Here is a 24,709-nt window from a genome sequence, read left to right on the forward strand (position 1 = left end):
AACCCGGAGGACGGCTCAATGTCCCATCGTGTTTTTTCGTCGGATCGTGCAGTGCGGCCCTATTGGACGCGCGCGGCAGCGGCTTCGGCGCTGGCCGCGAGTCTGACCGTGGCCGCGGCGTTCCCCGCTGCCGCCGCGGCCACGCCGTCCGTAGCCTGGAGCGACACCAAGGCGCAGCGCGCTCAGCTACAGCAGCTGGCGCGGAATCTGGTGAACGCCGGGGCGCCCGGCGTGATCGTGCGGGTCGACGACGGCAGCGGCCAGCCGATCGAGATCGCCGAGCAGGCCACCTGGACCAGGCAGGATCACCTGCTCAAGGCAGGGGATGAGTTCCGGGTGGGGTCCACCACCAAGACCATGGTGGCCACGCTTCTGCTGCAACTGGTCGCCGAGGGCAAGCTCGCCCTGACCGACCCGGTGGAGAAGTGGCTGCCGGGCAAGGTGCCCAACGGCAAGGCGATCACGTTGCGCATGCTGCTGAACCACACCAGCGGCCTGTTCGACTACACCCAGGACGCCGTGATCCGGCCGTCGATCCTCGGCACGGACCGGCGGCGGTGGACCTCGGCGAAACTGCTCGCCGTGGGGGTGAAGCACGATCCGCTGTTCGCGCCGGGTGCGAAATGGTCCTACAGCAACACCAACTACGCCGCGGTCGGCGCCGTCCTGGAGCAGGTCACCGGGGCGGGCTTGGCCGAACTGATTCGGGACCGGATCGCCCGGCCGCTCAACCTCAAGCACACCTACTACCCCACGGACTCCACCTGGCGCGGCTCCCACGCCCACGGCTACGAACTGGACGCCGCTCACATGCCACCGGCTGTGCCGGCCGAGTTCAGGCACTTCGCCGGGACCGCCCACCACGATCACGTGGACGTCTCCGACAACGATCCCGGGTGGGGCGGGGCGGCCGGAGCCGTGGTGTCCACCGCGCAGGACTGGTCCCGGTTCTACACCGCGTTGATGTCCGGCAAGCTACTGCCCGCCGCCCAGCTGGCACAGATGCGCACCACCGTGCCGGTGGACCCGCAGCAGCCGGACGGGCCCGGCTACGGGCTGGGCATCCAGACCGCCGCCACCCCGTGCGGCACGTTCTGGGGGCACGACGGCGGCATCCCCGGCTATCTCACCACCCACCTCACCGACCGCACCGGCGGCCGCACGGCGACCGTCCTCATCTCGACGGAGTACTGGGCCGAGTACGAGGCCGACCCGAAGATCGCCAAGGCCGCCCAGGCGCTCCAGAGCGCCGTGACCTGCACCATGTTCGGTAAGCCCGTACCGACCGCGGCTCACGCCGGCTGACCGACGCGGTCGGCCGCGGGCGCGGTGATGATCGCGGACACCAGGGCCTCGGCCTCGGCCCGTGACATCGCCGCACCCACGGCGTGCGCGGCCGCGAACCCGGCGGCGCCCAGGGCGGCCGTGGCCCGCTGTGTGATCATCCGCACATCGGCGTCGCCGAGATCGTCCCAGCCCCGCAGCACGCCGGCAGCCCCGAGCAATCGTCCCGCCCACTCCGGGCTATCACGGCCCAGTTCGATCGCGGCGACCACGACCGCGATCGACGCTGCGACCGGCGTATGCCAGGTCAGCGTCAGATGCACCGCCGGGTGGTCGAGCCGGCGTACCGCCTCGTCAGGGAAACCCTCCGCGACGTCCACCTGGGCGAGCACACCCAGCAGCAACGCGGTCAGGTGCGGCGTGGTCGACCGGCCGGATGGCGCCTCCGCCAGGCCACCCCTGGCGTGCTCCCTGGCCGGCTCCCACCGCCCGGCCCGCCACTCCAGCCGCGCCAAGCCCAGGCGCACCTGAACTCGCGACTCGGCCGACCCTGTCCGCCCGACCTGGTCGAGCAAGTCCGTCAGCTGCCGCCGCCCGCCGTCCACGTCGCCGGCTTGAGCCCGGTGCAGTGCGGCCGCCACCTCGTTCTCCATCGTGTGCTCGGGCATGCCGAGTTCCTGGAAGTATCGGGTGGCCCGCTCGGCCAGCGCGGGCGCACCCGCCGGTTCTCCGGCCCGCTGCAACGCCGAATTCAGGGCGCTCAGCGTGATCGCCAGACCCCACCGCTCGCCGAGTTCCTCAAAACCGGTCAGCGCGCGCGACAGCAGGTCCGTCGCCTCGGCGACGTGCCCGGTGTTCATGGCCAGCACGCCTCGAACCAGCAGAGCCAACGACCCGCTCCAGGGATCGGTCCGCTCGTCCGGGGGACCGAGCACGTCCGGTACGGTCCGATCGCCTCCCGAGCCTACGGCGAGCGCCAGCCAGGCCATCTCCAGAACGGGGTGGGTGCCGGGGGCGACACACTCCAGCGCCTTCCCGATCCGGTCGAAGGCCGCTTGCGCCTCGTCCGGTCGGCTGATGGCCTCGGTGGTGGCGAGCGCGTGCGCGGCGACCACCAGCGCGCGTGCCCGTGGCTCGGCCGAGCCACGGACCTGGAGCACCCGGCCGAGCAAGTCCAGCGACTCCGGCGGGTGGTCCCGCAGGAACCAGAACCAACACAGCGCGACACCGAACCGGACCGCCAAGTCGGCGTCGCCGCACTCGACCGCCCAGCGAATCGCGGCCGACAGGTTGTCCCGTTCCGCGGACAAGCGGACCAGCCAGCGCAGTTGATCGGACGTGCGCAAGTACGGGTCCGCGGTCTCGGCCAGCTGAAGGAAGAACCCGGCGTGCCGTCGACGTACGACGTCGACCTCGTCACGCCGGGCCAACTGCTCGAGGCCGTACTCCCGGATGGTCTCCAGCACGCGGTAGCGCGGCTCGACCGGGTCGGCAGGCTCCACCGGGTGCAGCAGGGACTTGTCGACCAACGCCGCCAGCAGCTCCCGGACGTCACCCAACCGGCCGATCGCCTCCGCCGCGTCCTCGGTGAAGGTGCCGGGCACGACCGACAGCCGTTCCAGCAGCGCTCGCTCGTCAGTGTCGAGTAAGTCCCAGCTCCAGGCCACCGCGGCGCTCAAGGTCCGGTGTCGCGGCAACGCGGTGCGGCTGCCCCCGGTGAGCAGCCGGAAGCGGTCGTCCAGTCGTGCCGCGACCGTCTCGACCGGCAGGGCGCGCAACCGTGCCGCGGCCAGCTCTATCGCCAGTGGCAGGCCGTCCAGGCGCCGGCAGATCTCGACCGCCGCCGTCAGCGCGCTGCCTTCCGGAGTAAAGCCCGGCCGCACCGCGGCGGCCCGGTCGTGAAACAGCCTGACCGCCGCGCAGGCACGGGCCCGCTCGACCGTCGCCCCCGGTTCGGGCAGCTCCAGGGGGAGCACCGGGTGTAAGGTCTCGCCGTCGATCCGCAGGGATTCCCGGCTGGTGGCCAGCACCCGCAGCCTCGGGCACCGGCCGAGCAGGGCCCCGGCAAGCGTCGCGGCGGCCTCGATCACGTGCTCGCAGTTGTCCAGCACCAGTACCAGGTCGTCGTCCGCGAGTGTCTCGACCAGGTGGTCCAGGACCTCGTCCGGAGTGACAAGCCGCGGAGCTGCACCCTCTTCGCGCACCCGCAACAGGTCGAGCATCACGCGGGGCACGTCGTCCGCGCCGACCGGGGCCAGCGGGACGAACCACACCCCGCCGGACGGCGTGAGCTGTTGGCCGATGGCGTTGGCCAGCCGGGTTTTGCCCGCTCCTCCAGGACCGACCAGGGTGACCAGCCGGACTCGACCGAGCAGTTCGACCACGCGGCGGACGTCGTCGTCGCGGCCCACGAAGCTGGTGAGTGGGACGTTCAGGTTGCCGTGCGATCGGCGGGACCGGGGGAGTTCACCACGCAACACGGCCAGGTGGGCCTCTTGAAGGTGCGGTCCGGGATCGCTGCCGAAACTGTCCGCCAGCAGGCCACGGATCCGCTGGTAGGCGGCCAGCGCCTCAGCGCCGCGGCCGTTCAGCGCCAGGGCCCGGATCAGCTGGGCGTGCAGTCGTTCGCGCAACGGGTGCGCGGCGGTCAGCGATTCGAGCTCGGCGACCAGGTCGAGGTCGGCGCCCAGCGCGAGCTCGGCTTCGACCCGGTCCTCCAGGGTGGCCAACCGGGCCCGCTCGAGCCGTTCGGCCTCGGCGGCGGCGAACGGTGCCTCGCGCACGTCCGCCAAGGCGGGGCCGCGCCACAGACTCAGGGCCTCGCGCAAGGTGGCGGCAGCCTCGGCGGGCCGGGACTGCGCGTACGAGTGCCGACCCGCGCGGGCCAGCCGCTCGAACCGGACGGCATCGACTGCGTCCGGCTCGATGGCCAGCCGGTACCCGGCCGGGCCCGAGGTGAGCAGCCCGGGGTCGCCTAGGACGCGCCGCAACCGGGACGCCAGCGATTGCAGCGCGCGCAGGGGGTCCTCCGGTGCCTCCTCACCCCACAGCGCCTCGACCAAGGTCGCCGGCCGGACGGCACGCCCGGCGTCCAGCACCAGCCGGGCCAGCAACGCCCGCAGCCGCGCGCCCCCGACCGGCGTCGGGCCGGTAGCGGTGTCCAGCACGAGGGGACCGAGGATGTCGACGCGCACCCGTCCGCTGTCGCCGCACGACTCGATCGCATTTGCCATGGCCAGCAGTCTGGCAGATAACGACGTATTGTCCGACAATCAAGGTGCGAGCCCCTGGCGAAACGCCCTGGACGGCGCTACCGAGGCCGACCTCCGGTCTTGAGGAACGCCGCGCCTTCCAGCGCCATCTCAAACCCGGGCAAAGACGGCACTCGCCGCCGCCTCGACGTCATTCAAAGATCGTTCTCAGTGCTGACAACCGTACGGTGTTCCTCGACCCCGGACTCGCCCTGCGGCGCCGAACCTTCCGCCCGGCTCGACGTCCCAGCCGGGCTCGATCTTCAGTTTGATCCGCAGGTAGCCCGCCTCCAGATACGCGGCGACCGCGTCGAGCAGCGCGGGGATCGACTCCATGATCCCTACCGAAACCCCGCACGGCACGGTGTCGCGAACAGCGCCGAGAGCGTGGCCGAGAGCAACGCCGCGGGCGCGAAGATCGGCGTCCAGAACCGCCATCTCCAGCGCGGCCTTGGCCGTACGGTGGCCCTTGAACGGGGCCAGGGCCGGGGCGACCTTGTGCGCGGCCGGGTCCGTCACCCCGGCCAGCGCCGGGACCAGGAAACGGCTCAGGACGTCGACGGCGGCGTGGGTGTACTCCGGGGAGTACAGGGGCGCCGTCCCTGCGCCGCATTCGCCCCACCCCTCGGCCTCGTCGGTGACGACGCGCAGCAGCACCGCCTCCCGCACGGTCTCCGTGCCGAACGACGTCCGGAAGGGTGACACGAGCGGCACCTCGACGGTGCGGATCTCAACCCCGGTGATCTTCACTTTGTCTCCTGCCTGTCCACGATGTACCAGCCCGCGCGGTCGAAGCCGCGTACCCGCGCGCCCTGCGCGAGCAGCTCGCCGAGGACGTCCCGTACCGCCCTGCGCCACTGCGCGGCGCGGTCCGGGTCGCTCTGCCGCAGGGTCTCGACGTCGGCGGGGACGCCGACGAGCACGGTGCGCGCGTCGGCGCGGCCGGCGACCGGCCCGCCCTCGGCGGAGACGCTCAACGCCACGGCCGCACCCCTCGCGCGGGCGGCCTTCGCATCGGCCGGTCTGGGCCGCCCTTCGCAGGCCGCCTCGGCGTCGGGTGACTCCAGCCGCCACCGGACCATGATCCGGTCAGTGTCGTCGCTGCGGTTGATGTCGTCGTCCATCGGACCGTAGAAATTCGGCAGGTACTCGTCCGGATCGGCGGCCAGCTTGGCGATGTTGAAGTAGGCGTTGCGACGTATCAAGGGGTCATACGTCCAGCAGATCTCGCCGACGCCGCGCGTCATCGCCCAGGCACGCTGGTGCAGCTTCAGCGCGAACCCGACGTTGCGTCCCTGCATACGCGCCGACACCCCGGCGATGTGACTGTACAGTGCCTCCCGCGCCGGCGGGGAGAAGAAGCCGAAGCAGGCGCCCACCAGCTCGCCCTCGTCGAAGGCACCGCTCACGTAGCCGCCCACCTTCGACATCGCGCGCAGCAGGTCGGCCGTCACCGGAGGGTTGTTCTCGCCCGTGCGCCAGATGCGCTCGTACAGGCGACGGACGGCCTCGAGCTCGCTGACACTGTCCAGAAGGCGGATGTCGATGCCCGCGGTGTGCGCGGCGGCCTCGGCCACGGCGCACGCCGCGTCGACGGCCCGGAACTCGCGGCGATCGCGGATGAGATCAGTCACGCCGGCCATGGTTTCAGCCGGTCCCGCCCCGTAGATGGTCCGACAGCATGGGACGACGGGGCCCGTTTCGTCCGGACGGACAACCCTCCGCCGCCAGCAGCTCGCAGACCAATGCGGTGAGCAGCCGCGTCCGCTTCGGCAGCTCCGCCGTGAACAGATGCTCGTCATCGGCGTGCGCACCGCCGCCAACCGCCCCCAGCCCGTCGAGGGTGGGCGTGCCGACCCCCGCGGTGAAGTTCCCGTCGGAGGCACCGCCGACGGCAACCGAGGCGAGCGGGCCGACCCCGAGGTCATCCGCGAGCCGGCGCGCCCGCCCGAACAGGTCCTTCGATGCCGTGGCCGGCAGTGGCGGCCGGTTCGGACCGCCCCTGACCTCCACTCCGGCGCCGGGCAGCTGCGGGCGCAGGCCACGCATCGCCCATGGCGCGGCGTTCTGTCACAGTGGGCACCTTGGGTCGACGCATCGCTCAAGCATCGCGAGCCGCACCGTGAGCGAACCTGTCCTGCCGGCCAACGTTGGCGCGCGAGATTGGGATGCGGCGATGAAACCACGCCTCGATCTTGGCCTGGGGGAGGCGGCCCGATTCCGCGGTGTGAGCCACTTCATCGTCGAAGCCTTCGCGCAGTCCCACGCTCCCGGGCACACCACCCGGCGTCAGAGGCCAGAAGAGGCCAGGTCAGCCGCCCGGGCCCGATATGGCCTGGACCGCGACAAAGACGGCCACGGCGAAGACGAGAGCGGCGAACCAGCGGCGCAGCCGCCCGGCGTCCAGCCGCCGGGCCAGCCGGGCCGCGGCCAGGGAACCGGCGACCGCCGCCACCGTGAAGGCCACGATGATTCCTTGACCGGCCCCCGCGCCATCGGTGTGAGCGGCCAGCCCCGCCGCCGCGTTGGCCGTCACGACGACCAGCGAGGTACCGACCGCCGCCTGCATCGGCAGGCCCAGAACCAGCACCAGGGCCGGGACGACCAGGAACCCTCCGCCGACGCCGAACAGGCCGGTGAGCACGCCGACCACCGCACCGGCGGCGACGGACTTCGGCAGGCAGCCGCGCCAGTGCACCCCGCCGCCGGGCAGCGCGCAGGCCCCGCCCCGCGAGACCTGCTCGGCCAGCATTCGCCAGCCCGCGACCACCATGAGCGCGGCGAACCCGAGCAGCACGACCCGCGCGGGCAGCAGCCGGTTCAGCGCGGCGCCGCCGAACGCGGCCACCGCACCGGCGCCGCCGAACACCGCGGCGATGCGCCAGCGCACCTGCCCGGCCCTGATCCGCGGCAGCGCGGCGGTGGCCGAGGAGATGCCGACCACCAGCAGCGACGCGGGCACCGCCGCGGCCAGCGACAGGCCCGCCCCGTACACCAGGGCGGGAACCGCCAGGATGGATCCGCCGCCGCCCAGCAGCCCGAGCAGAATGCCGATCACGGAGCCTAGGCCAAGCGCGGCTAGCATCGCCGTTCCCGCTCGCCTGATCCCGGAGCGCTCACGCGCCGGCCGGGCCCGCGGCCGTTCACCCGCGTTTGCCGTTCAGCGCGGCCACGGCCTCGGCCAGGCCGACACGCGGGCCGCGGTTGTAGGGCAGCCTGGCCAGCGCCATGCCCATCGCGCAGGTGTCGGTCAGCGCGGCGAAGGTGAGGCCACCGCCGATCGCGGCGGCGGCCCACTTGGCCTTCGGGACCACCGTGCTGGCCAGGACCGAGGCCGCCACGATCGACCCGGCGACCAGCCGGACCTGGCGTTCCAGTCCCCAGCGGGGCCGCCCGGTCAGGACCGGGCCGCCCTCCGCCCGCCAGGCGGTCATCCCTCCGGCGAGAATCCGCAGGCCGGGCAGTCCTGCCTCGGCCAGGACCCGCGCCGCCTGGGCGGCGCGCTGCCCCGAGTGGCAGATGATCACCGTCTGCTCGTCCAGGTGGCCGCGTAGTTCGGCGTGGTGTTCGCGCAGCAGGTCCAGCGGCACGTTGAGGGAGCCGGGGACGTGGGCGGCCTCGAACTCGCCGGGGGTGCGCACGTCGATCAGGCGGGGGCCGGTCCCGGCTTCCAGCAGCCCGCGCAGGGTCGCGGTGTCCAGGGGTGCGGGGGAGGGCGAGGTGGTCACGGGTTCTCCTTCTCGTCGGGGGTGGTGATGGTCAGGCCCGCGTCGCGGGCACGGTCGTAGGCGTCGTCGATGTGCACCACCCGGCGGTCGGCGCGCCGCAGCAGGCTCGCGGCCGCGGCGGCCCGGTAGCCGGAGCCGCAGTGCACCCACACCGTCCCGTCCGGCACCTCCGCCAGGCGGGCGGGCAGTTCGGGCAGCGGGATGTGCAGGGCGCCGTCGATGTGGCCCGCACGCCATTCGCCCGTCATCCGCACGTCCAGCACGACGTCGGCGGCGGGCAGGGCGCCCACGGTCAGGCCCGCCCTGACGGCGGCCAGATCGGTGAAGGCTGCCACGGGCAGCTCCGCCAGGCGGGTGTGGTCGTGGCCCGCCCACTGCTCGGGGGATCCGGTCGCGGTGGCGGCTGGGCGGTCGATGCCGATGCGCGCCAGCTCGCGCTGGGCGGCGGCGACCTGCTCGGCCGATTCGCCCAGCAGGGTGATGGGCGCGCCCCAGGGGATCATCCAGCCCAGCCAGGTCGACATCGGCCCGTCCAGGCCGAAGCTCAGCGTGCCGGTCAGATGCCGGTGGGCGAACGCCTTGCGCGAGCGCAGGTCGACCACCCACTCCCCGGCCTCGATCCGCGCCCGCAGCTGGGCGGCGTCGGCCCGTAGCGCGGGGGTCAGGTCGATCAGGGCCGCGCCCGCGGTGTTGCGCGCCCCCATGTGGGCGTAGTAGGCGGGGTAGGCGTCCAGACCGGCCAGGGTCAGGGTGACGAACTCCTCGGCCTCCAGCCGCAGCGCGGGGTTGGCCTCCCGCTCCCGCCCGACGGTCGAGGCGGACGCGTCGGACTGGGTGGCCGAGCAGAAGCTGCCGAACCCGTGGGTGGGCCAGATTCGCGCGCCGTCGGGCAGCAGATCGGCCAGCCTGCGCACCGAGGCATGCTGCCGGTGGGCCAAGGTCTGGGCGTGCTGGGCGCCCAGCAGATCGGTGCGCCCGGTGGTGCCGAACAGCAGGGAGCCGCCGGTGAAAACCCCCACGGGCCCGTCGGCGCCGCTCAGCACGTAGGACAGATGGTGGAAGGTGTGTCCCGGGGTCGCCACCACGCGAAGGCGCATCGCCGACGACAGGGTGAGCTCGGCGCCGTCGGCCACGGAAGTCCGGTCGAAGGCGACGTCGTCGGCGGCGGCCACCAGGTAGGCCGCACCGGTCACCTGAGCCAAGGCCAATCCGCCGGAGACGTAGTCGTTGTGCAGGTGGGTCTCCGCCACGTGCGTGATCCGCACCCCCAGCCGGCCCGCCAGGGCCAGGACGCGGTCGATGTCGCGCTGCGGGTCGACCACCAGCGCGACCCGTCCGTCATGGGCCAGATAGCTGCGGTCTCCCAGGGAGGAGGTCTCCACCACCTCGACGTGGATCGTCGTCATCACTGTGCTGCCTTTCGCGGTGTAGCCGTGTCGTCGGTGTCGTCTGTGGCAGGGTCGCGTGCCGGGCGTCGCTGCCGGCCGGGGCGGCTCTGGGCTCCCGCGGCCGGGGTACTCCCGTTCCGGTCTCGCGCAGCGTGTCCACGCGACCCCGCCATGCTCATACCCGGGGGGGTATCCGCCGGGCAGAAAATGCCCAGCCTCCTTCTTCGAGCGTTCTTTCCAGGCCCCTTTTCGGGCTCCGCCCGCACTACCGGCGGGCGGAGCCCGACGTCACGACAGGGACAGAAACAGCTTCTCCAGCCGCTCGGCGCTGATCGGCGGCTGCTCGCCGCGCTCACGCGCAGCCTGGCATTGCTGCAGCCCCGTCGATATGATCTTGAATCCGGCCCGGTCCAGCGCCTTGGACACCGCCGCGAGCTGGGTCAGCACCCGCTCACAGTCATCCCCGTTCTGGATCATCGCGATCACTCCGCCCAGCTGGCCATGGGCCCGCTTGAGCCGGGTAAGCGCCTCGGCCAGGACCGTCGCGTCCATCTCCACCGGCCACCTCCATGCCCCAATGTATACCCCCCGGGGTACACCTTCGTCCAGCTGACCTGGGCTAATGACAGTGATACCTGCCACAGCAGCCCACGATCGAGCACCACGAGGCGCCCACAGCGGCGTCTTTCGACCTCACCGATGACACGATCCACGCGAAACCGTCTCCCGCAGACAACCGCTCGATCGGCCTCAGCACCGCATCACACCCTCCGTAAAGACGGCCATGCTGGAAGACGTGAACGACGACCTACTGTCCATCGGGCAGTTCGCACGGCTGTGCCGGCTCAGCATCAAACAGCTCCGCCACTACGCCGATTCAGGCCTGCTGTCACCGGCATGGGTCGACCCCGACAGCGGCTACCGCTACTACCAGGCGGGCCAGGCGCGTGAGGCGCTGTCGATCGGGCTGCTGCGCTCACTGGATGTGCCGCTGAGCGCGATCGGCGAGGTACTTTCCGGTACGGCCGCCGCCCAGGCGCTGGGACGGGTCCGCGACGACCTGGAAGCCGAACTCGCACGGCGCCGCCGCACCCTGGCCACGCTGGAACAGCTGCTGTCGACGGGACTGCCCTCCACCGAGGTGGTCCTGGAACGCAAGCAGGCCCGCCGCGTCGCGCTAGCGCGTGACATGGCCGCCTCCCCGCAGGACATCGCCCGGGCCACCGGCGCGTGCATCGCCCTCCTGACGCGGGCCGTACGAGACAGCCACGCCGACGACGGCCGGGGGAGTACGGAGATGCGGCTGACCGGCCTGTTCCCAGTGGAGATGAACGAACCGATCCCCGTCGCCGTCACCGTCGAGATCGACGGCCCCCCACCACCGGGAACCCGGCCACACGTACTACCCGCGGGCCTTTTCGCCTGCGCCACCCACGTCGGCCCCTACGACCAGATCAACCTCACCACCCACGCCCTGCTGACCTGGTGCGCCGAACGCGGCCACGCACCGGACGGCCCGATCCGCGAGGTCTACCTGTCCGATCCGGCGCACACCCCGCCTGCACGACTGCTCACCCGGGTAATGATCCAGCTGGGGGAGCGGGCACCATGAAGACACCGCCCCGCCCGCAGCAGTAGCGCCGGCGAAAAGCCACAGCCCGGCGGACAAGCGGTGATGACGGCGAGCCGACGAGGGAGCGGGACCGTCACACCAGGGTGAGAACGCGCGGCCCGTCCTCGGTGACCGCCACCGTGTGCTCGACGTGGACGGCACGGCTGCCATCCGCGCTCGACAGGGCCCACCCGTCGGGCGCGGTCAGATAGGCGTCCCGGCCCCCGGAGACGAACATCGGCTCGATCGCCAGCACCAGCCCGGGACGCAGCACCATCCCCCGTCCCTGACGGCCTTGGTTGGACACATGCGGGTCCTCGTGCATGGCGCGTCCGATGCCGTGCCCGCCGAAGTCAGCGGGGATGCCGTACCCCGCCTGACGACCGACCCGCGCCACCGCGTGACCGATGTCGCCCAGCCGCCCGTCCGGCACGCACACGGCGATAGCCGCCTCGAGCGCGGCCTCGGCCGTGCCGATCAGTTCCAGATCCCGCGGGCTGGCCTCGCCGACGACGAAGCTGATCGCTGAGTCTCCGGCCCAGCCGTCCAGGTAGGCGCCGCAGTCGACACTCAGCAGGTCGCCCGGGCGCAGCCGATAACCGTCGGGGATGCCGTGCACGATCACGTCGTTGACCGACGCGCAGATCACCGCGGGAAACGGCGTCGGCGCGAAATGGGGCTTGTAGTGAAGGAAAGCGGATTTAGCACCCGCCTCAGAGATCACCGACGCGGCGACCTCATCCAGCTCCAGCAGGCAGACCCCGACGGCCGCGTGCCCGCGTACCGCCTCCAGCGCCCGCGCCACCACCCGCCCAGCCTCACGCATCGCCTCCAGCTCCGCCGCCGTCTTGATCTCCACCATGCGACACCTCCTAGCTCCAATACCTATACCGGTATTGTTATCACGTTTGCTAGGCTCCTCGCATGGTGCGACCTCCGCTGACCGAACTCGACCACGAACGCGGCCACCGCCTGGGCGCCCTCCTACGCCAGGCCCGCGGCACCCGCAGCATGGCCGAGGTGGCCACCGCGGCAGGCCTGTCCGCCGAAACCCTCCGCAAGATCGAAACCGGCAGGGTCCCCACCCCCGCCTTCTTCACCATCGCCGCCCTCGCCCACACCCTGGGCATCTCCCTCGACGTCCTGGCCGAAGTCTGCGCCGCGGAACGCGCCGCCTGACCCAGCCCACGGGGGAGCACCTCACCCGGACACCCCCGAACCGCACGCGGGCACCACCCGCCCGCACCACGCCCGCACCACGGCAAACGGCCGCCCTCAGCCCCCGCGCTGTTCCCGCAGCAACGGATGAGCCCGCATCGCCACCTCCAGCTCACCCGGCAACTCATCCCGGTAACGGCCCAGCGTCGCCAGATCACTGTGCCCCAGCACCCGCCGCACCGCGTCCATGTCCACCGCGTCGGCCAGCAGATGCGTAGCGGTCGTGTGCCGCAGGCCATGCGGAGTGACAGAACGCCGCCGATCCGGATCCACCCGCCGCTGCATCCGGTCGATCACCGCCTGCACATCCCCCCGCGCCAGGCGCTTACCCCGCCACGACAACAACAACGCCTTGTCCTGCGCCCCCTCGGGAACCCCGCCCCGCTCCTCCGACAGATACACCTCCAACACCCGGGCCACGTCACCCGGCAACGGCACATCACGCGTCTTCCCCCCCTTGCCGAAGATCCTCCAGTAACGCACCCCGTCGTTGGTGTAGAAATCCTCCACATCCGCCCGCACCAACTCCGACACCCTCGGCCCCACCGTCGACAACAACAACACGATCAGAGCGTCACGCAACTCCGTACGCTGATCACGCCGCCGCACCCGCCCCGCCTCCGCGACGCCACCCTCCGCCGCACCCCCCCTGTCACCACGGCCACCGCTCAGATCACGCGCCGCACCGATCAGCCCCTGAGCCTGCTCACGGGTCAGCGCCCGCCGCTGCGGCCGCAACCCGCCACGCTCCTTGGCCGTCACCGTCGCCAACGCCATCGGATTGACCTGCACCCACCCCACCAGCACCGCATGCTTGAACAACGCCGAAACCGACCGCCGAAACCGCGCCTGCGACGAGGCCGACTGCACCCCGCCCCCAGGCTCGGAACGCCGCCCATCAGGCTTGCGCGCGAACGCCAGCAAGATCGCGTCAACATCCTCACCGGTCAGATCGTCAAGAACCACCTCCTCACCCGCCAACCCCACGAACGTGGCCACATCACGCGCGTAGACCTCCGCCGTCGCCGGAGACAACGCCCCCGTCAGCGTCTTCGCCCGAATCAACTCCACATAACGATCGGCCGACTCGCACACGGTGAGACGATTCAGATCCGCTGGCCGCATGATTCCTCAGGACACCCTTCCTCGATGATCAGCCCGACCGTACCGGCAGACACCCACACCACCCGCGACACCGAACCCAGCGCCAACCCCGCAGACAGCCCTCATCGGCCACCGACGACCGCCCACACCCCTCACCTGCCTGCCCGCACCACGCTCGGACTCACCCCACGCACCCGCTTGAACGCCGCACTGAACCCGAACGCATCGGCATATCCCACATGACGCGCAGCCGCCGCCACCGTCGTCTCCGGACGCGCCAGCAGATCCGCGGCCAGCGTCATCCGCCACTCCGTCAGATACGTCAGCGGAGGCTGCCCGACCAACGCACTGAACCGCCGCGCGAACGCCGCCCGCGACATCCCCACCGCCTCCGCCAACGACACCACCGTCCAGGCCGCCGCAGGCATCTCATGGATCAACCGCAACGCCCGGCCAACCTGCGGATCACCCAGCGCCGCATACCAGCGCGGCGTATCCGCCTCCTCCCGCGCGAACCACGCCCGCAGCGCCACCACCAGCAACACATCCAGCAGCCGGTCCACCACCACCTGCCGCCCGGGAGCGGAACCGGCGATCTCCGCCCTGATCAGCTCCAACGCAGGCCCAAGCCGCGCATCGTCACCCGGCACCACCAGCAACTTCGGCAGCACGCCGAACAACCGCCTGCACCGATCCCCACCCACCTGATAACTGCCGATGACCATCAGCGAGTCACCGTCCACACTGCCGTAGGTACCCGGCCCCAACTCGTTGACCTCACCCATGCACGTCTCGCCATAGATGAACACCAGCGGCACCGTCTCCGGCGAATCAGCGATCACGAACGGCCGCTCGCCATGCGTCAGCGCCACATCACCAGGACGCAACAAACGCGCCTCACCGACATCCGGCACCATCCACGCCTCACCACGCACCATCGTCGTCAGCGTCATCGGAGCGGGGACCACAAACCGGATCGACCACGGGGGAGACGACAACGCCTGACAGAACATGCCGCCCTGCGCCCGAGCCCCATGCAACAGATCACCGATCACATCCACCCACCCAAGGTAGACGATCACACATGGCCGCGGGCGTCACACCTATAGAACAGTCTCACCATCGTTGGTTGGCTGGGACCCATGACCACCGGAAACCACATTCTCGTCATCGGCGGCACCGGCAAGACCGGCCGCCGCGTCGTCACCGGACTGCGCGCCCTCGGCCACTCCGTCCGCGCCGGCTCCCGAACGGCACCGACCACCTTCGACTGGAACGACCCCACCACCTGGGACACCGCCCTCGACGACGTCGGCGCGATCTACCTCATCCCGCCCCCCTACGACCTCGACCCCGCCACGCAGATCACCGACCTGCTCTCACGCACCACCGCCCGCGTCGTACTGCTGTCGGCACGCGGCGTCCCCGACGACTACAGCAGCGAAAAAGCCGTACGGGCAGCCACCGACAACTGGACCATCCTGCGCCCCACCTGGTTCAACCAGAACTTCAGCGAAAGCTACTTCGCCGACTCCATCGCCACAGGACAGCTCACACTGCCCGCAGACCACGGCCTGGAACCCTTCATCGACGCCGACGACATCGCCGACGTCGCCATCACCACCCTCACCACCGACGGCCACACCGGCCAGACCTACGACCTGTCCGGACCCGAACTACTCACCTTCGCCGATGCCGTCGCCCAGATCTCCGCCGCATCCGCGCGCCCCATCACCTACGCCCCCGTCCCCGCAGCCGACTACGTCACCACTCTCACCACGGTCGGCGTCCCCCAGGACTACGCGGCCATGCTCACCGGCCTGCTGCGACGCATCGCCGAGGGCGGCGACGCCTACCTCAGCGACGGCGTCCAACGCGTCCTCGGCCGCCCGGCACGCACCTTCGCCGACTACGTCACCACCACCTGGCCCTGACCTGCACAAACCCGCCCTAACCGGCATTTAAAACAACACAGCTGACACCCAGCCGCCTCGCCGGCCGTCACACCAAACCCCGGCGAGGCCACCCCCACCCGCACACCCGGCAACCACCACCCGACGGTCCCACCAAAGCCCACAAACAGACCTCGCAGCGAACCTCACAAATAAGACCGAGTGACCGCGACCAGCTCAGGAACAGCATCAGCAGTCCTGACAAAAACCGCCGACGGGGGAGTGCGCTCCCGCACATCCACAGCCCGAACAGCCATCACCGCAGGAGGACTCCCCAAATCGCCATACCGCGCAGCGACCGCCCCCGTAATAGCCCTGCCCGCATCACCCACCACATCCTTAACCGACCCATGCTCACCACAAACAGACAGATAACCAATCAACGCGGCAAACCGCAGCTCCTCAACCACCCCAAACCGCCCCCGCGGCTCACCCCCAGACAACGACTGCGACGCCACCCGCGGCGGATCCAACCAGAACACCCCGCCATACAAAAACCCCTCATAGGACACCCCGCCCCGCCCCGGCGCCCGCACCGCATCCGCCAGCACCCGCCCGAACTCAGCCAGATCGGCATCCGGCGGCAGATCCGTGGTCACCAGCAACGGCACTACGAGCGAATCCAGCATCGGCAAGCATCCCCCTCCGTGAGTCGGCTCATCGTAGGACCCGGCACCGACAATCCCACGAGTTCACCACCACACGGCGCGTCGCGTACCCGCTCGCCACACCGACGACCTGGCCCCAACCATCCAACAGCCACGAACCCCACCGAAGTCCTCCCCGCACCAACCGAGAACCACGGAATTGCCTCCAGGCATCCACAGCACTAAAGTCAAAACCGTGACTGCCGGGTCGGCCATGGGCCAGAAACGAGTAGGGCACCCGGCCACCACGTGAGCACCAGGCGGGCCAGAGGCCCGCCTTTCCTCATTCCCGCACATTCACGCGGTCACCACACACCTGGCGGTGTCAGCCCCCGCCAACCCACAAGCCGCCGCGAACCAACCGGGTCGGTAAACCGCCAACCCGGTCGAACACCCGGCTCACCCTCCCGCGTTTCCCGCACCGCGACCGAGGACGCCCCACGGCGATTCCCTCCCGTCCACCGTGCGGCTCTTCGCCATGCCCACAAACACCTGCAAAACCACCAAACCCAGAAGAGAAAAAGAGAATGACCATCGATTTCAACCAACAGATCATCAAAGAGTTCCGCGCCAACGGCGGAAAAGTCGGCGGCCCCTTCGAAGGAGCTCGACTACTCCTGCTGACCACCACCGGAGCACGATCCGGCACCCCACACACGACCCCGCTCGGCTACCTTCCCGACGGCGGCGCACGAGTCCTCGTCATCGCCTCCGCCGGCGGCGCACCACACCATCCAGCCTGGTTTCACAACCTGCTGGCCAACCCCCGCGCCACGGTCGAGAACGGCCTCTTCACCTACGACGCGCAAGCCACCATTCTGAAAGGAGCCGAACGCGACCACATCTTCACCCGCGCGGTCGAAACCGACCCCGGATGGGCCACCTACCAGGCCAAGACAACCCGGATCATCCCTGTGATCGCCCTCACCCCGATCAACGGCGGCCCACCAGCAGGCCCGCTGGGCGACTCCCTCAAAACGATCCACGACGCCTTCCGCAGGGAACTGGCACTGATCCGCAAAGAGATCGCCGAATCCGGCCCCGGCCTCGGCACACAACTGCGCATCAACTGCCTGACCCTGTGCCAGGGACTGGGAAACCACCATGCCGGGGAGGACGGCCAACTGTTCCCCTTCCTCGAGCAGAAGCACCCCGAACTCGCCACAGCCCTGACCCGGCTACGCCAGGAACACCAGACGATCAAACGACTCCTGGACGACCTACGGGCCCTCCTCACGGCCGACAGTCCAGACCACGCGGCCCTCGTTTCCGAGGTGGAACGACTCACCACCGACCTGGAGGCCCACCTGGACCACGAGGAAGAACAACTCGTCCCGATCCTCAACACCGTGACGACCTGAACACCACGCCCCGCGCCCGCTCCTGGGCGCGGGGCCCGCCCATCAATCACTCTACAAATCCGACATGTTGCTTAAAGTCGCCATATAGAGCATGGGTGCCCGGCCCGGGGGAGTGGTTCGTACGACGACCGTCGGCCGGACCCGTTTCGTGTGCCCGGACGGGCACCGGACACGCGAAACACACGAATTGTGCTGCCACGGCGATCGCCGAGCACCGAACATCTGCCGCTCGGGCGCATTCGGGAACCCAGGCGAACCCAGGACGCAGTTCGAGTGAAATGTCCGGATATCGCGGCGCGTTTTCCCGTGGAGGCCAACGGTGCGCGAAACGTCCATCCGTACGGCACGCCCGCCGACTCCGCCGGGGAGATCTGGAGAATGAAAGCCCTGAGAGGCGCCGGCATAGGCATGAAGCGCGAACTTTGCCCTCGACCATCCTGTTTTTCCTATACCAGACAGAATGAGGTTTCTGTCTGGTATAGGAAAAAACAGGATAAAGAGCGATGATCATCTCCAGGTCGCTCTGGATCCGATTCAACGAGGCGAGCTGTGTCTCGAGGTCCAGCATCGGCTTCGTGGTCGATCGACCAGGTCTCTTTGGGTGGCCCGGGGTCGGGGAGACTCTTGCGATGGTCGCGGTCGTCCTCGGCGTCCAGGACAGTCGTCGCGTCACGGCCAGTCCGACTTGTCGTCGACGAGCAGGTCGGGATGGCGAGCGGAAATCCCGATACAACTGGTTTTGCGAAGATCGCACAGATGTTCCGCCAAGGGCCTGCGATCGTGCCGCTCGCGGTCATCGGCTGCCGCTGGGGCCGCCTTGGAGGTGGTGTGTGGTGCGGTCCGCGACGATCGGCGGTTGCCGTGCTGGCGATCGTGGCGCTGTGGGGTGTCTTCCGAGTGTTTGCTGCATAATTTTACTTATACATCATTTGTGATCCTCTCCTCCGTGGACAAGGAAGGCCTCCCCTCCCGGGCCTGGAGAGGCGTTCCCGCGTCGTCACGGGTTTGCTGGCGACGAAGGGGGGCGCCGACGGGAAAGGATCGTGGGTGCCGTGTCGGTGCGAGAGCCGTACGGAGCTTGCGGGGGCGGACTCGTCTGCGGGATGCGGAGAGGTGGGCCACTCCCCTGCCGGGTGTTGGCGATTTGTGTGGCTGTGTCCTTTTTCGGGTCGGTGCTGTTGACAGTGCCACTTGGTATCGCTGGCCTCGGTACCGAGGTTGGTGACGGTTCAGGTGCGTACCTATGGGGTTTTCATACGGGGTCCCAACGAGTGTGCACACCGGGTGGTGAGTCATTGTCCGCCGGATGGCGTCCTGCCGGAGAAGGACATGCTCCGCGGCGGGTGGTGCTGGCCTCTCCCCCGGTCTCCGGGTGTCGGGGTTTGGTGAGGTGTGTTTTCTCTTCTCCCCTGCCTGGGCGGGTTGTGATTGTTGGCTGGGTGTTTGATGCATAATCGCATATGCGTCAGTTGTGGTTGATCCTTTCCTGTGGGCGGGAGGGGCGCGATGAACGATCATGATCCGTTGGTGATCATGTGTCTGCCTGAGGCGGCCGGAGAGTTTCTGTTGTCGTTGCGGGCCAAGAAGCTCTCGCCGAACACTCTCACCGGGTATGACAGTGACCTGCGGATCGTGGCGGAGTTCGCGGCGCGGCGTGATGGGGTCGCGGTAGCCGATCTGGAGGTTCGTCGTCTGACGGGGCGTCTGATCAGGGGGGCTTTCGCTGATTTCGCCGGTGCTCGTTCCGCGGCCAGTATCAACAGGGCGTGGAGTGCGTGGAACCAGTTTCTGACGTTCTGTGTGGCGGAGGGGTTGCTTGAGGGTAATCCCATGGCGGCGGTTCCCCGGCCCAAGCAGCCTGCGAAGGCGCCGAAGCCGTTGCTGGGTGATGGGTCGGCGTCGGCGACGTTGCTGGAGCGGGTCGCGGCTGGTGCTCGTAGGGCTCGTGATCCGTGGGTTGAGCGTGATCTGGTGGTTCTGGCGCTGGCGTTGGTCACGGGTATGCGGTCGGCTGAGCTGCTGGGGCTGACGCTGGGGTCTTTCGGGGGTTCCCGGGATGATCGGCGGGTGCAGGTGGTCGGTAAGGGGGGCAAGACGCGGTCGTTGCCGATCGAGCCGCCGATCGAGCGGCTTGTGGAGCGGTATTTACGGAGTCGTCTGGAGCGTTTCGGGCTGGCGGTGCTCCCCCGTTCGGCGGCGTTGCTGGTTGATACGGGTAATGAGCCGTTGCGGCGGGGTGGGCTGCAGTATTTGGTGCGGCAGTGTTATCGCTATGCGGGGGTTCATGATCGGGTGCAGAAGGGGACGTTGGTGCACGCGCTGCGTCACGAGTTCGCGACCAGGCTGGCTGAGCGGGGGGCTTCGGCGCATGAGTTGATGGAGTTGCTGGGGCATTCGTCGATCGTGACGGGTCAGGCGTATGTCGCTTCGACGGCGCGTGAGGTGCGTCAGGCGGCGCTGGGTAATCCGGCGTATGGGGTGCTTGATCGGCTGGTCGGTTCCGGTGAGGACGGGGGGCCGCCGGTGGGGGGTGGTGTTCTGTAGTCAGCTGGCGGGGGGTGTGCGGAGTTTTCTGACCAGGCGTGAGGCTGCGCGGTGACTCATGCCGGTCTCACCGCGGACCAGGAAGACGGCTTGGTCGAACTGGCCGTCGGCTTTGAGTTCGAGGGCTTGTTCGATGGTCTCAGGGCCGAGGCCGCCGCCGATGAGGGTGTTGCGGGGGCGTTGTGTCAGCCGTACGGCGAGCAGGATCAGGCCGATGACCGCTGCCACGAGGATCGCCGTCAGGAGGATGGTGACGATCAGGTTCATCATGGGGTGAGCGTACTCCTTTGATCATCCTCCCCCGCCTGAAGGCAATCGCGGTCGTGGTTCGGGGCCGGCTTCGGGAGTCGCGGCGTAGTCGGCCGTGGCCTGTCACGTGTCGGGGAAGCCCGTCCAGCGCCGTACGGCGAATCGGGAGCCGTCCCTTTCGATCTCCACCGCTCCCGCGCCGCCGAAATGCGCTGGGATCACGAGTGCCTTGTGGTCGGCGGCCCATGCGAGGGTCGACGCGCGTGTGCGGGCCGCCCCCACCGGGTCGTGGCAGAAGCAACTCGACACCTCGGGCGCCAGGACCTGCACGGGTGAATGCAGGAGGTCTCCCGCGAAGACCGCCCTGTCGCCGTCTGATTCGAGCGTCAGCACGCCGTGGCCGGGAGTGTGGCCGGGCGCGAGGGTGAGCCGCAGGTTCTCGTCGATGGTGTACGAGTCGTCCCAGATCTGGGCCTGTCCTGACCGGAGGATGGGGGCGATCGACTGCTCGTAAACGGCGGCGCTGCGGCCGGGCTCCTCGGTGAGCGTATGCGGGTCGAAGAAGTCGAGGTCGGGACGCGAGAACAGGTAGCGGGCGTGGGGGAACGCCGGGGTCCACTCTCCGTTGTCGTGCAGTGAGGTGTTGCCTCCGACGTGGTCGGCGTGCAGGTGGGTGCAGATGACGAGATCGATGTCCGCCGGCGTCACTCCGGCGGCGGTGAGCGAGGCCGTCAGCGGGACGCCGCCCGGGTGGACGGTCCCGGCGGCGAGGCCGGTGTCGATGACGATGGTGCGGCCCGCGCTGTGCAGCAGCCAGGTCCGCACCTTCACCTGTACCCGGTCCGCGTCCTCATCCCAGTGGTGCGGGACGAGCCAGGTCCGGTTCGTCTGCCACAAGTCCGGGTCGGTGCCTGGGAAGAACTCGGCGGGCGGCAGTGGCCCGTTGCCGAAGTGTGGGATGCGGGTCACCGAGACCCGGCCCAGCTCGATCGTGTGCATATGCTGATCCTTGGGCACCTCGCCGAGGGCCGGAAGAAGGCACATTCATGTCCACTGACGAGTCGGCCTCGCCCGTCGTCACGACGGTCGTCTACGAGGCGTGCCCGGTGACGGGTGTGCTGCGTGCGATCGGCGATAAATGGAGCCCGGCCGTCCTGCGCCTGCTCGCCGAGCGCGGTCACGGCTTCAACGAACTGGATCGTTCGATCGAGGGCATCAGCCGTCGGATGCTGACCCGAACGCTTCGGTCCCTGGAAGAGGCGGGATACGTCCGCCGCACGTCGTACGGCCCGGTCCCGGCGCGTGTGGAGTACACGCTGACTGTGCGGGGTCGTTCCCTGCGCGAGCAGCTTCGCGCGCTCGGCGGATGGGCGGCGGCCCACGACGCCGGGCCTACTTCCGGGGTCTGACGCGCGTCATTTGCGTCCGGCGGGGCGGTGTGGTGGTGCCGATAATGGTTTGCGGAAGTGTCGCAGGCCTCTGTTACGGTCCAGGGCGTGTCTGAAGAACCTCTTATTCGTGCGCGTCGCCTGGTCAAACGGTTCGGTGACTTCACCGCGGTCGATGGGATCGACGTGGAGGTGGCGCCGGGCGAGGCTTTCGGGTTCCTGGGGCCGAACGGGGCAGGTAAGTCCTCGACGATGCGCATGATCAGTTGTGTGTCGATGCCGACCTCGGGTGAGTTGCGGATTCTGGGGATGGATCCGGTGCGTGACGGCGCGAGGATCCGGGCGCGGCTTGGTGTGTGTCCGCAGTTGGACAATCTCGACCCGGATTTGAATGTGCGGGAGAATCTGATGATCTACGCGCGGTATTTCGGGTTGTCGAGGGCGCAGGCGCGGCAGCGGGCCGAGGAGCTGTTGGAGTTCGTGCAGCTGAAGGATAAGGCCACCAGCAAGGTTGAGCCGTTGTCCGGGGGGATGAAGCGGCGGTTGACGATCGCCAGGGCGATGGTGAACGAGCCTGATCTGGTGTTGTTGGACGAGCCGACGACGGGGTTGGATCCGCAGGCGCGGCATCTGTTGTGGGAGCGGTTGTTCCGGTTGAAGCAGCAGGGCACGACGTTGGTGCTGACCACGCACTATATGGACGAGGCCGAGCAGTTGTGTGATCGGCTGGTGGTGATGGACGGCGGGCGGATCGTGGCGGAGGGGTCGCCGCGTTCGCTGATCGAGACGTATTCGACGCCTGAGGTGGTGGAGTTGCGGTTCGCCGACGGGGTGGATTACAGCGGAAAGCTGGAGGGGATCGGGCGGGTTGATCCGCTGCCGGATCGGGTTTTGCTGTATGCCGAGGATGGGGATGCGGCGGTGGCGGAGGTGCATCGGCGGGGTTTGGTGCCTTCGAGTGTGCTGGTGCGTCGTTCCTCGCTTGAGGATGTGTTTCTACAGTTGACCGGCCGGACGTTGGTGGACTGAGATGGCTCATCCGACGGTTGCGGTGCTTGAGCGGCACCTTTCCTTGTATCGGCGGTTGTGGCGGGCGTCGGTGTTCTCTTCTTTCGTGCTGCCGGTGTTGTTTTTGGTCAGTATCGGGATTGGGGTTGGCCGGCATGTCGGGGAGGTCGGCGGGGTTGACTACCTGGCGTGGATCGTGCCGGGTGTGATGGCTTCGACGGCGTTTCAGATGGCGGTTAGCGAGTCGACGTATTCGATTCTGGGTGACTTTCAGTGGGTGCGTGGCTATCACACGATGCGTGCCGCGCCGATCGGGATCCGGAATATGGTGGCGGGCTGGTTGCTGTACGTCCTGTTTCGGGTGGAGGTCGCGGCGCTGGTGTTTTTGGGGGTCACGAGTTTGTTCGGCGCGTTGCGTTCGCCGTGGGCGGTGGTGACTCCGCTGGTGACGGCGTTGGTGGCGTTGGCGGCGGCGGCGCCGGTGATGGCGTTTTCGGCGAGCATCAGTCACGATAGTTATTTCGCGTTGTTGTTTCGGTTCGTGATGATTCCCTCGACGTTGTTCGCGGGGGTGTTCTTCCCGGTGGAGCAGTTGCCGCAGGTGGTGCGTCCGCTGGCGTATCTGTCGCCGCTGTGGCATGGGGTTGAGCTGAGCAGGGCGGCGACGTTGGGGGTGTCTCCCCCGTGGCCGGTGTGGGGGCATGTGGGGTGTCTGCTGGTGTTCGTTGTGGGTGGTGTGGTCTGGGCGGCTGCCGCCTTCCGTAAGCGACTTCAGGACTGAGGCATGGTTTCTGCGATGCTGCTTGCCCGGGTTTCTCCTTCTCGGGTGGGTGCGGTGATGAGCCGTAATGTGGGGGCGCTGCGGTCGGGGCCGTCGTACTGGCTGGTGCTGGTTTCGGGGTTTTTCGAGCCGGTGCTGTATTTGCTGTCGATCGGTGTGGGTGTGGGGGCGCTGGTCGGTGATCTGCGGTTGGCAGATGGCCGGGTGGTGGAGTATGCCGTGTTCGTCGCTCCGGCGATGCTGGCGGTCTCGGCGATGTCGGGGGCGTTGTCGGAGACGACGTTCAACTTCTTTTTCAAGATGAAGTACGCCAAGACGTTTGAGGCGATTCTGGCGACGCCGGTGAAGCCGTTTGAGATCGCGCTGGGTGAGCTGGCGTGGGCGATGGTGCGTAGTTCGGTCTACACGGGTGCGTTTCTGGTGGTGATGGTGGCGCTGGGCCTGACGCAGGCGGGGTGGGCGCTGCTGGCTTTTCCCGCGACGTTGCTGGTGGGGCTGGCGTTCGGCGGGGTCGGGATGGCGATCAGCACGTTGATGCGGGGGTGGCAGGACTTCGACATGCTGACCACGGGTCAGTTCGCGTTGTTCCTGTTCTCGGGGACGTTTTCGCCGGTGCAGGAGTATCCGCCGGTGCTGGAGGTCGTGGTTGAGCTGACTCCGCTGTATCACGCGGTGGAGCTGGTGCGGGGGGTGGCGGTCGGGCAGCTTGGCTGGGGATTGCTGGGGCATGCGGTGTATCTGCTGGTGATGTTGGTCGCGGGGTTGTCGTTCGCGGCGCGGCGGCTTCAGCGGACGTTGTGTGTTTAGGGCTGGCCGGGGGCGTTCGTGCGGCGGTGGGTCAGGCGGGGGTGAAGGGTGTGGTGGAGATGACGGCGGTGACCGGTAGCGGGCCGTAGATGTGGGGGAAGGCCTCTGTGGAGTCGGTGGGGGTTTCCAGGCGGACGTCCAGGCCGGTGGGGTCGATGGTGAGGATGACGAGCGGGTCGGTGACGTCGCGGTAGAAGCGCTGGGCGACGCCGTGGAGTTGGGTGTGGTCGGCGCAGGCGTGGATGAAGCCCTCCTGTTCGAGGGTGCGGCCCAGGGTTGAGACGCGGTACTCCCCCGCGGTCTGGGCGGCGTTCCAGTCGGTGGTGAGGGCCAGGTGCAGGATGGTCATCGGGTGGGTGCCTTTTCGGGGTTGGCGGCGTCGGGGTG

General features: G+C 69.0%; 24 protein-coding genes and 1 pseudogene. 10 read left to right on the forward strand and 15 right to left on the reverse strand.

From position 1 onward, the window contains the following. Positions 1–51: 51 nt before the first annotated feature. A complete protein-coding gene (locus AB0395_RS36170) occupies positions 52–1,305 on the forward strand; it encodes a serine hydrolase domain-containing protein (RefSeq protein ID WP_366288805.1) in 1,254 nt (417 codons plus the stop codon). Here AB0395_RS36170 and AB0395_RS36175 read toward each other — a convergent pair. The 8 genes and pseudogenes from AB0395_RS36175 to AB0395_RS36210 form a co-directional block, all read right to left on the reverse strand. Continuing rightward, the gene (locus tag AB0395_RS36175) at positions 1,293–4,517 is read right to left on the reverse strand and encodes a BTAD domain-containing putative transcriptional regulator (RefSeq protein ID WP_366288807.1); all 3,225 of its coding nucleotides are present in this window, start codon (positions 4,515–4,517) and stop codon (positions 1,293–1,295) included. The two genes, AB0395_RS36170 and AB0395_RS36175, sit on opposite strands and share 13 nt — an antisense overlap. A 252-nt stretch (positions 4,518–4,769) precedes the next feature. After that, positions 4,770–5,285, reverse strand: a pseudogene (locus AB0395_RS36180) (o-succinylbenzoate synthase); the annotation flags it as partial. After that, positions 5,282–6,169, reverse strand: a complete 888-nt coding sequence (locus tag AB0395_RS36185) for a GNAT family N-acetyltransferase (protein ID WP_366288809.1) — start codon at positions 6,167–6,169, stop codon at positions 5,282–5,284. The pseudogene AB0395_RS36180 and the gene AB0395_RS36185, both read right to left, overlap by 4 nt. Positions 6,170–6,182: 13 nt before the next feature. Beyond that, entirely contained in the window at positions 6,183–6,584 is a 402-nt protein-coding gene (locus AB0395_RS36190) for a M20/M25/M40 family metallo-hydrolase (protein WP_366288811.1), read from the reverse strand. A 262-nt stretch (positions 6,585–6,846) separates the two neighbouring features. After that, the gene (locus AB0395_RS36195) at positions 6,847–7,620 is read right to left on the reverse strand and encodes a sulfite exporter TauE/SafE family protein (protein ID WP_366288813.1); all 774 of its coding nucleotides are present in this window, start codon (positions 7,618–7,620) and stop codon (positions 6,847–6,849) included. Positions 7,621–7,678: 58 nt separating this feature from the next. Then, entirely contained in the window at positions 7,679–8,263 is a 585-nt protein-coding gene (locus AB0395_RS36200) for a rhodanese-like domain-containing protein (protein ID WP_366288815.1), read from the reverse strand. Then, on the reverse strand, positions 8,260–9,669 hold the full coding sequence (locus AB0395_RS36205; RefSeq protein WP_366288818.1) for a rhodanese-like domain-containing protein: 1,410 nt from the start codon (positions 9,667–9,669) through the stop codon (positions 8,260–8,262). Before AB0395_RS36205 ends, AB0395_RS36200 begins: the two co-directional genes overlap by 4 nt. Positions 9,670–9,939: 270 nt before the next feature. Beyond that, entirely contained in the window at positions 9,940–10,209 is a 270-nt protein-coding gene (locus AB0395_RS36210) for a metal-sensitive transcriptional regulator (RefSeq protein ID WP_366288821.1), read from the reverse strand. A 238-nt stretch (positions 10,210–10,447) separates the two neighbouring features. Here AB0395_RS36210 and AB0395_RS36215 point away from each other — a divergent pair, with 238 nt between their 5' ends. After that, the gene (locus AB0395_RS36215; RefSeq protein WP_366288824.1) at positions 10,448–11,263 is read left to right on the forward strand and encodes a MerR family transcriptional regulator; all 816 of its coding nucleotides are present in this window, start codon (positions 10,448–10,450) and stop codon (positions 11,261–11,263) included. 94 nt (positions 11,264–11,357) lie between these two features. Here AB0395_RS36215 and map read toward each other — a convergent pair whose 3' ends face one another. After that, positions 11,358–12,125 (reverse strand): type I methionyl aminopeptidase, encoded by a 768-nt coding sequence (gene map / locus AB0395_RS36220; RefSeq protein ID WP_366288827.1) that lies wholly within the window; start codon positions 12,123–12,125, stop codon positions 11,358–11,360. A gap of 62 nt (positions 12,126–12,187) precedes the next feature. Between map and AB0395_RS36225 the strand changes: the two genes are divergently transcribed. After that, positions 12,188–12,442 carry a helix-turn-helix transcriptional regulator gene (locus AB0395_RS36225; protein WP_366288830.1) on the forward strand — a complete coding sequence of 85 codons (255 nt, stop codon included), beginning with the start codon at positions 12,188–12,190 and terminating at the stop codon, positions 12,440–12,442. 96 nt (positions 12,443–12,538) lie between these two features. Here the strand turns inward: AB0395_RS36225 and AB0395_RS36230 are convergent, their stop codons facing one another. Beyond that, positions 12,539–13,606 carry a tyrosine-type recombinase/integrase gene (locus tag AB0395_RS36230; protein WP_366288832.1) on the reverse strand — a complete coding sequence of 356 codons (1,068 nt, stop codon included), beginning with the start codon at positions 13,604–13,606 and terminating at the stop codon, positions 12,539–12,541. 131 nt (positions 13,607–13,737) lie between these two features. After that, entirely contained in the window at positions 13,738–14,646 is a 909-nt protein-coding gene (locus AB0395_RS36235; protein WP_366288835.1) for an AraC family transcriptional regulator, read from the reverse strand. 81 nt (positions 14,647–14,727) lie between these two features. On the opposite strand from AB0395_RS36235, the gene AB0395_RS36240 reads away from it, so the two are divergent. Continuing rightward, entirely contained in the window at positions 14,728–15,519 is a 792-nt protein-coding gene (locus tag AB0395_RS36240) for an NmrA family transcriptional regulator (RefSeq protein ID WP_366288838.1), read from the forward strand. A 164-nt stretch (positions 15,520–15,683) separates the two neighbouring features. On the opposite strand, the gene AB0395_RS36245 is transcribed toward AB0395_RS36240, so the two are convergent. Then, the gene (locus AB0395_RS36245; protein WP_366288840.1) at positions 15,684–16,166 is read right to left on the reverse strand and encodes a hypothetical protein; all 483 of its coding nucleotides are present in this window, start codon (positions 16,164–16,166) and stop codon (positions 15,684–15,686) included. Positions 16,167–16,711: 545 nt separating this feature from the next. Here AB0395_RS36245 and AB0395_RS36250 point away from each other — a divergent pair. Together AB0395_RS36250 and AB0395_RS36255 are read left to right on the forward strand one after the other, a co-directional pair. Next, positions 16,712–17,545 carry a nitroreductase/quinone reductase family protein gene (locus AB0395_RS36250; RefSeq protein ID WP_366288842.1) on the forward strand — a complete coding sequence of 278 codons (834 nt, stop codon included), beginning with the start codon at positions 16,712–16,714 and terminating at the stop codon, positions 17,543–17,545. Between the two features lie 1,506 nt (positions 17,546–19,051). Continuing rightward, positions 19,052–20,089: a tyrosine-type recombinase/integrase gene (locus tag AB0395_RS36255; RefSeq protein WP_366288844.1), complete on the forward strand. Its 1,038-nt coding sequence runs from the start codon at positions 19,052–19,054 to the stop codon at positions 20,087–20,089. On the opposite strand, the gene AB0395_RS36260 is transcribed toward AB0395_RS36255, so the two are convergent. Continuing rightward, positions 20,090–20,359: a hypothetical protein gene (locus AB0395_RS36260; RefSeq protein WP_366288846.1), complete on the reverse strand. Its 270-nt coding sequence runs from the start codon at positions 20,357–20,359 to the stop codon at positions 20,090–20,092. A gap of 102 nt (positions 20,360–20,461) precedes the next feature. Further along, positions 20,462–21,337 carry an MBL fold metallo-hydrolase gene (locus AB0395_RS36265; RefSeq protein WP_366288849.1) on the reverse strand — a complete coding sequence of 292 codons (876 nt, stop codon included), beginning with the start codon at positions 21,335–21,337 and terminating at the stop codon, positions 20,462–20,464. A gap of 47 nt (positions 21,338–21,384) precedes the next feature. Here AB0395_RS36265 and AB0395_RS36270 point away from each other — a divergent pair, with 47 nt between their 5' ends. The 4 genes from AB0395_RS36270 to AB0395_RS36285 all read left to right on the forward strand — a co-directional run bounded on the left by AB0395_RS36270 (position 21,385) and on the right by AB0395_RS36285 (position 24,322). After that, a complete protein-coding gene (locus AB0395_RS36270) occupies positions 21,385–21,747 on the forward strand; it encodes a helix-turn-helix domain-containing protein (protein WP_366288852.1) in 363 nt (120 codons plus the stop codon). An 87-nt stretch (positions 21,748–21,834) separates the two neighbouring features. Then, complete coding sequence (locus AB0395_RS36275; protein ID WP_366288854.1) at positions 21,835–22,755, forward strand: ABC transporter ATP-binding protein; 921 nt, start codon at positions 21,835–21,837, stop codon at positions 22,753–22,755. A gap of 1 nt (position 22,756) precedes the next feature. After that, positions 22,757–23,515: an ABC transporter permease gene (locus AB0395_RS36280; protein ID WP_366288856.1), complete on the forward strand. Its 759-nt coding sequence runs from the start codon at positions 22,757–22,759 to the stop codon at positions 23,513–23,515. Between the two features lie 3 nt (positions 23,516–23,518). Next, a complete protein-coding gene (locus tag AB0395_RS36285) occupies positions 23,519–24,322 on the forward strand; it encodes an ABC transporter permease (RefSeq protein WP_366288858.1) in 804 nt (267 codons plus the stop codon). A 31-nt stretch (positions 24,323–24,353) separates the two neighbouring features. Here AB0395_RS36285 and AB0395_RS36290 read toward each other — a convergent pair whose 3' ends face one another. After that, a complete protein-coding gene (locus AB0395_RS36290; RefSeq protein WP_366288860.1) occupies positions 24,354–24,671 on the reverse strand; it encodes a DUF952 domain-containing protein in 318 nt (105 codons plus the stop codon). Between the last annotated feature and the right edge of the window lie 38 nt (positions 24,672–24,709).

It is taken from the genome of Streptosporangium sp. NPDC051023 (assembly GCF_040689595.1).
Classification (GTDB): Bacteria; Actinomycetota; Actinomycetes; order Streptosporangiales; family Streptosporangiaceae; genus Streptosporangium.

Coding starts and splice junctions, on each gene's coding strand:
- AB0395_RS36175 (WP_366288807.1), bottom strand. CDS start 4,517: ATGGCAAATGCGATCGAGTCGTGCGGCGACAGCGGACGGGTGCGCGTC.
- AB0395_RS36190 (WP_366288811.1), bottom strand. CDS start 6,584: ATGCGTGGCCTGCGCCCGCAGCTGCCCGGCGCCGGAGTGGAGGTCAGG.
- AB0395_RS36195 (WP_366288813.1), bottom strand. CDS start 7,620: ATGCTAGCCGCGCTTGGCCTAGGCTCCGTGATCGGCATTCTGCTCGGG.
- AB0395_RS36205 (WP_366288818.1), bottom strand. CDS start 9,669: ATGACGACGATCCACGTCGAGGTGGTGGAGACCTCCTCCCTGGGAGAC.
- map (WP_366288827.1), bottom strand. CDS start 12,125: ATGGTGGAGATCAAGACGGCGGCGGAGCTGGAGGCGATGCGTGAGGCT.
- AB0395_RS36225 (WP_366288830.1), top strand. CDS start 12,188: ATGGTGCGACCTCCGCTGACCGAACTCGACCACGAACGCGGCCACCGC.
- AB0395_RS36230 (WP_366288832.1), bottom strand. CDS start 13,606: ATGCGGCCAGCGGATCTGAATCGTCTCACCGTGTGCGAGTCGGCCGAT.
- AB0395_RS36240 (WP_366288838.1), top strand. CDS start 14,728: ATGACCACCGGAAACCACATTCTCGTCATCGGCGGCACCGGCAAGACC.
- AB0395_RS36245 (WP_366288840.1), bottom strand. CDS start 16,166: ATGCTGGATTCGCTCGTAGTGCCGTTGCTGGTGACCACGGATCTGCCG.
- AB0395_RS36250 (WP_366288842.1), top strand. CDS start 16,712: ATGACCATCGATTTCAACCAACAGATCATCAAAGAGTTCCGCGCCAAC.
- AB0395_RS36255 (WP_366288844.1), top strand. CDS start 19,052: ATGAACGATCATGATCCGTTGGTGATCATGTGTCTGCCTGAGGCGGCC.
- AB0395_RS36260 (WP_366288846.1), bottom strand. CDS start 20,359: ATGATGAACCTGATCGTCACCATCCTCCTGACGGCGATCCTCGTGGCA.
- AB0395_RS36265 (WP_366288849.1), bottom strand. CDS start 21,337: ATGCACACGATCGAGCTGGGCCGGGTCTCGGTGACCCGCATCCCACAC.
- AB0395_RS36270 (WP_366288852.1), top strand. CDS start 21,385: ATGTCCACTGACGAGTCGGCCTCGCCCGTCGTCACGACGGTCGTCTAC.
- AB0395_RS36280 (WP_366288856.1), top strand. CDS start 22,757: ATGGCTCATCCGACGGTTGCGGTGCTTGAGCGGCACCTTTCCTTGTAT.
- AB0395_RS36285 (WP_366288858.1), top strand. CDS start 23,519: ATGGTTTCTGCGATGCTGCTTGCCCGGGTTTCTCCTTCTCGGGTGGGT.
- AB0395_RS36290 (WP_366288860.1), bottom strand. CDS start 24,671: ATGACCATCCTGCACCTGGCCCTCACCACCGACTGGAACGCCGCCCAG.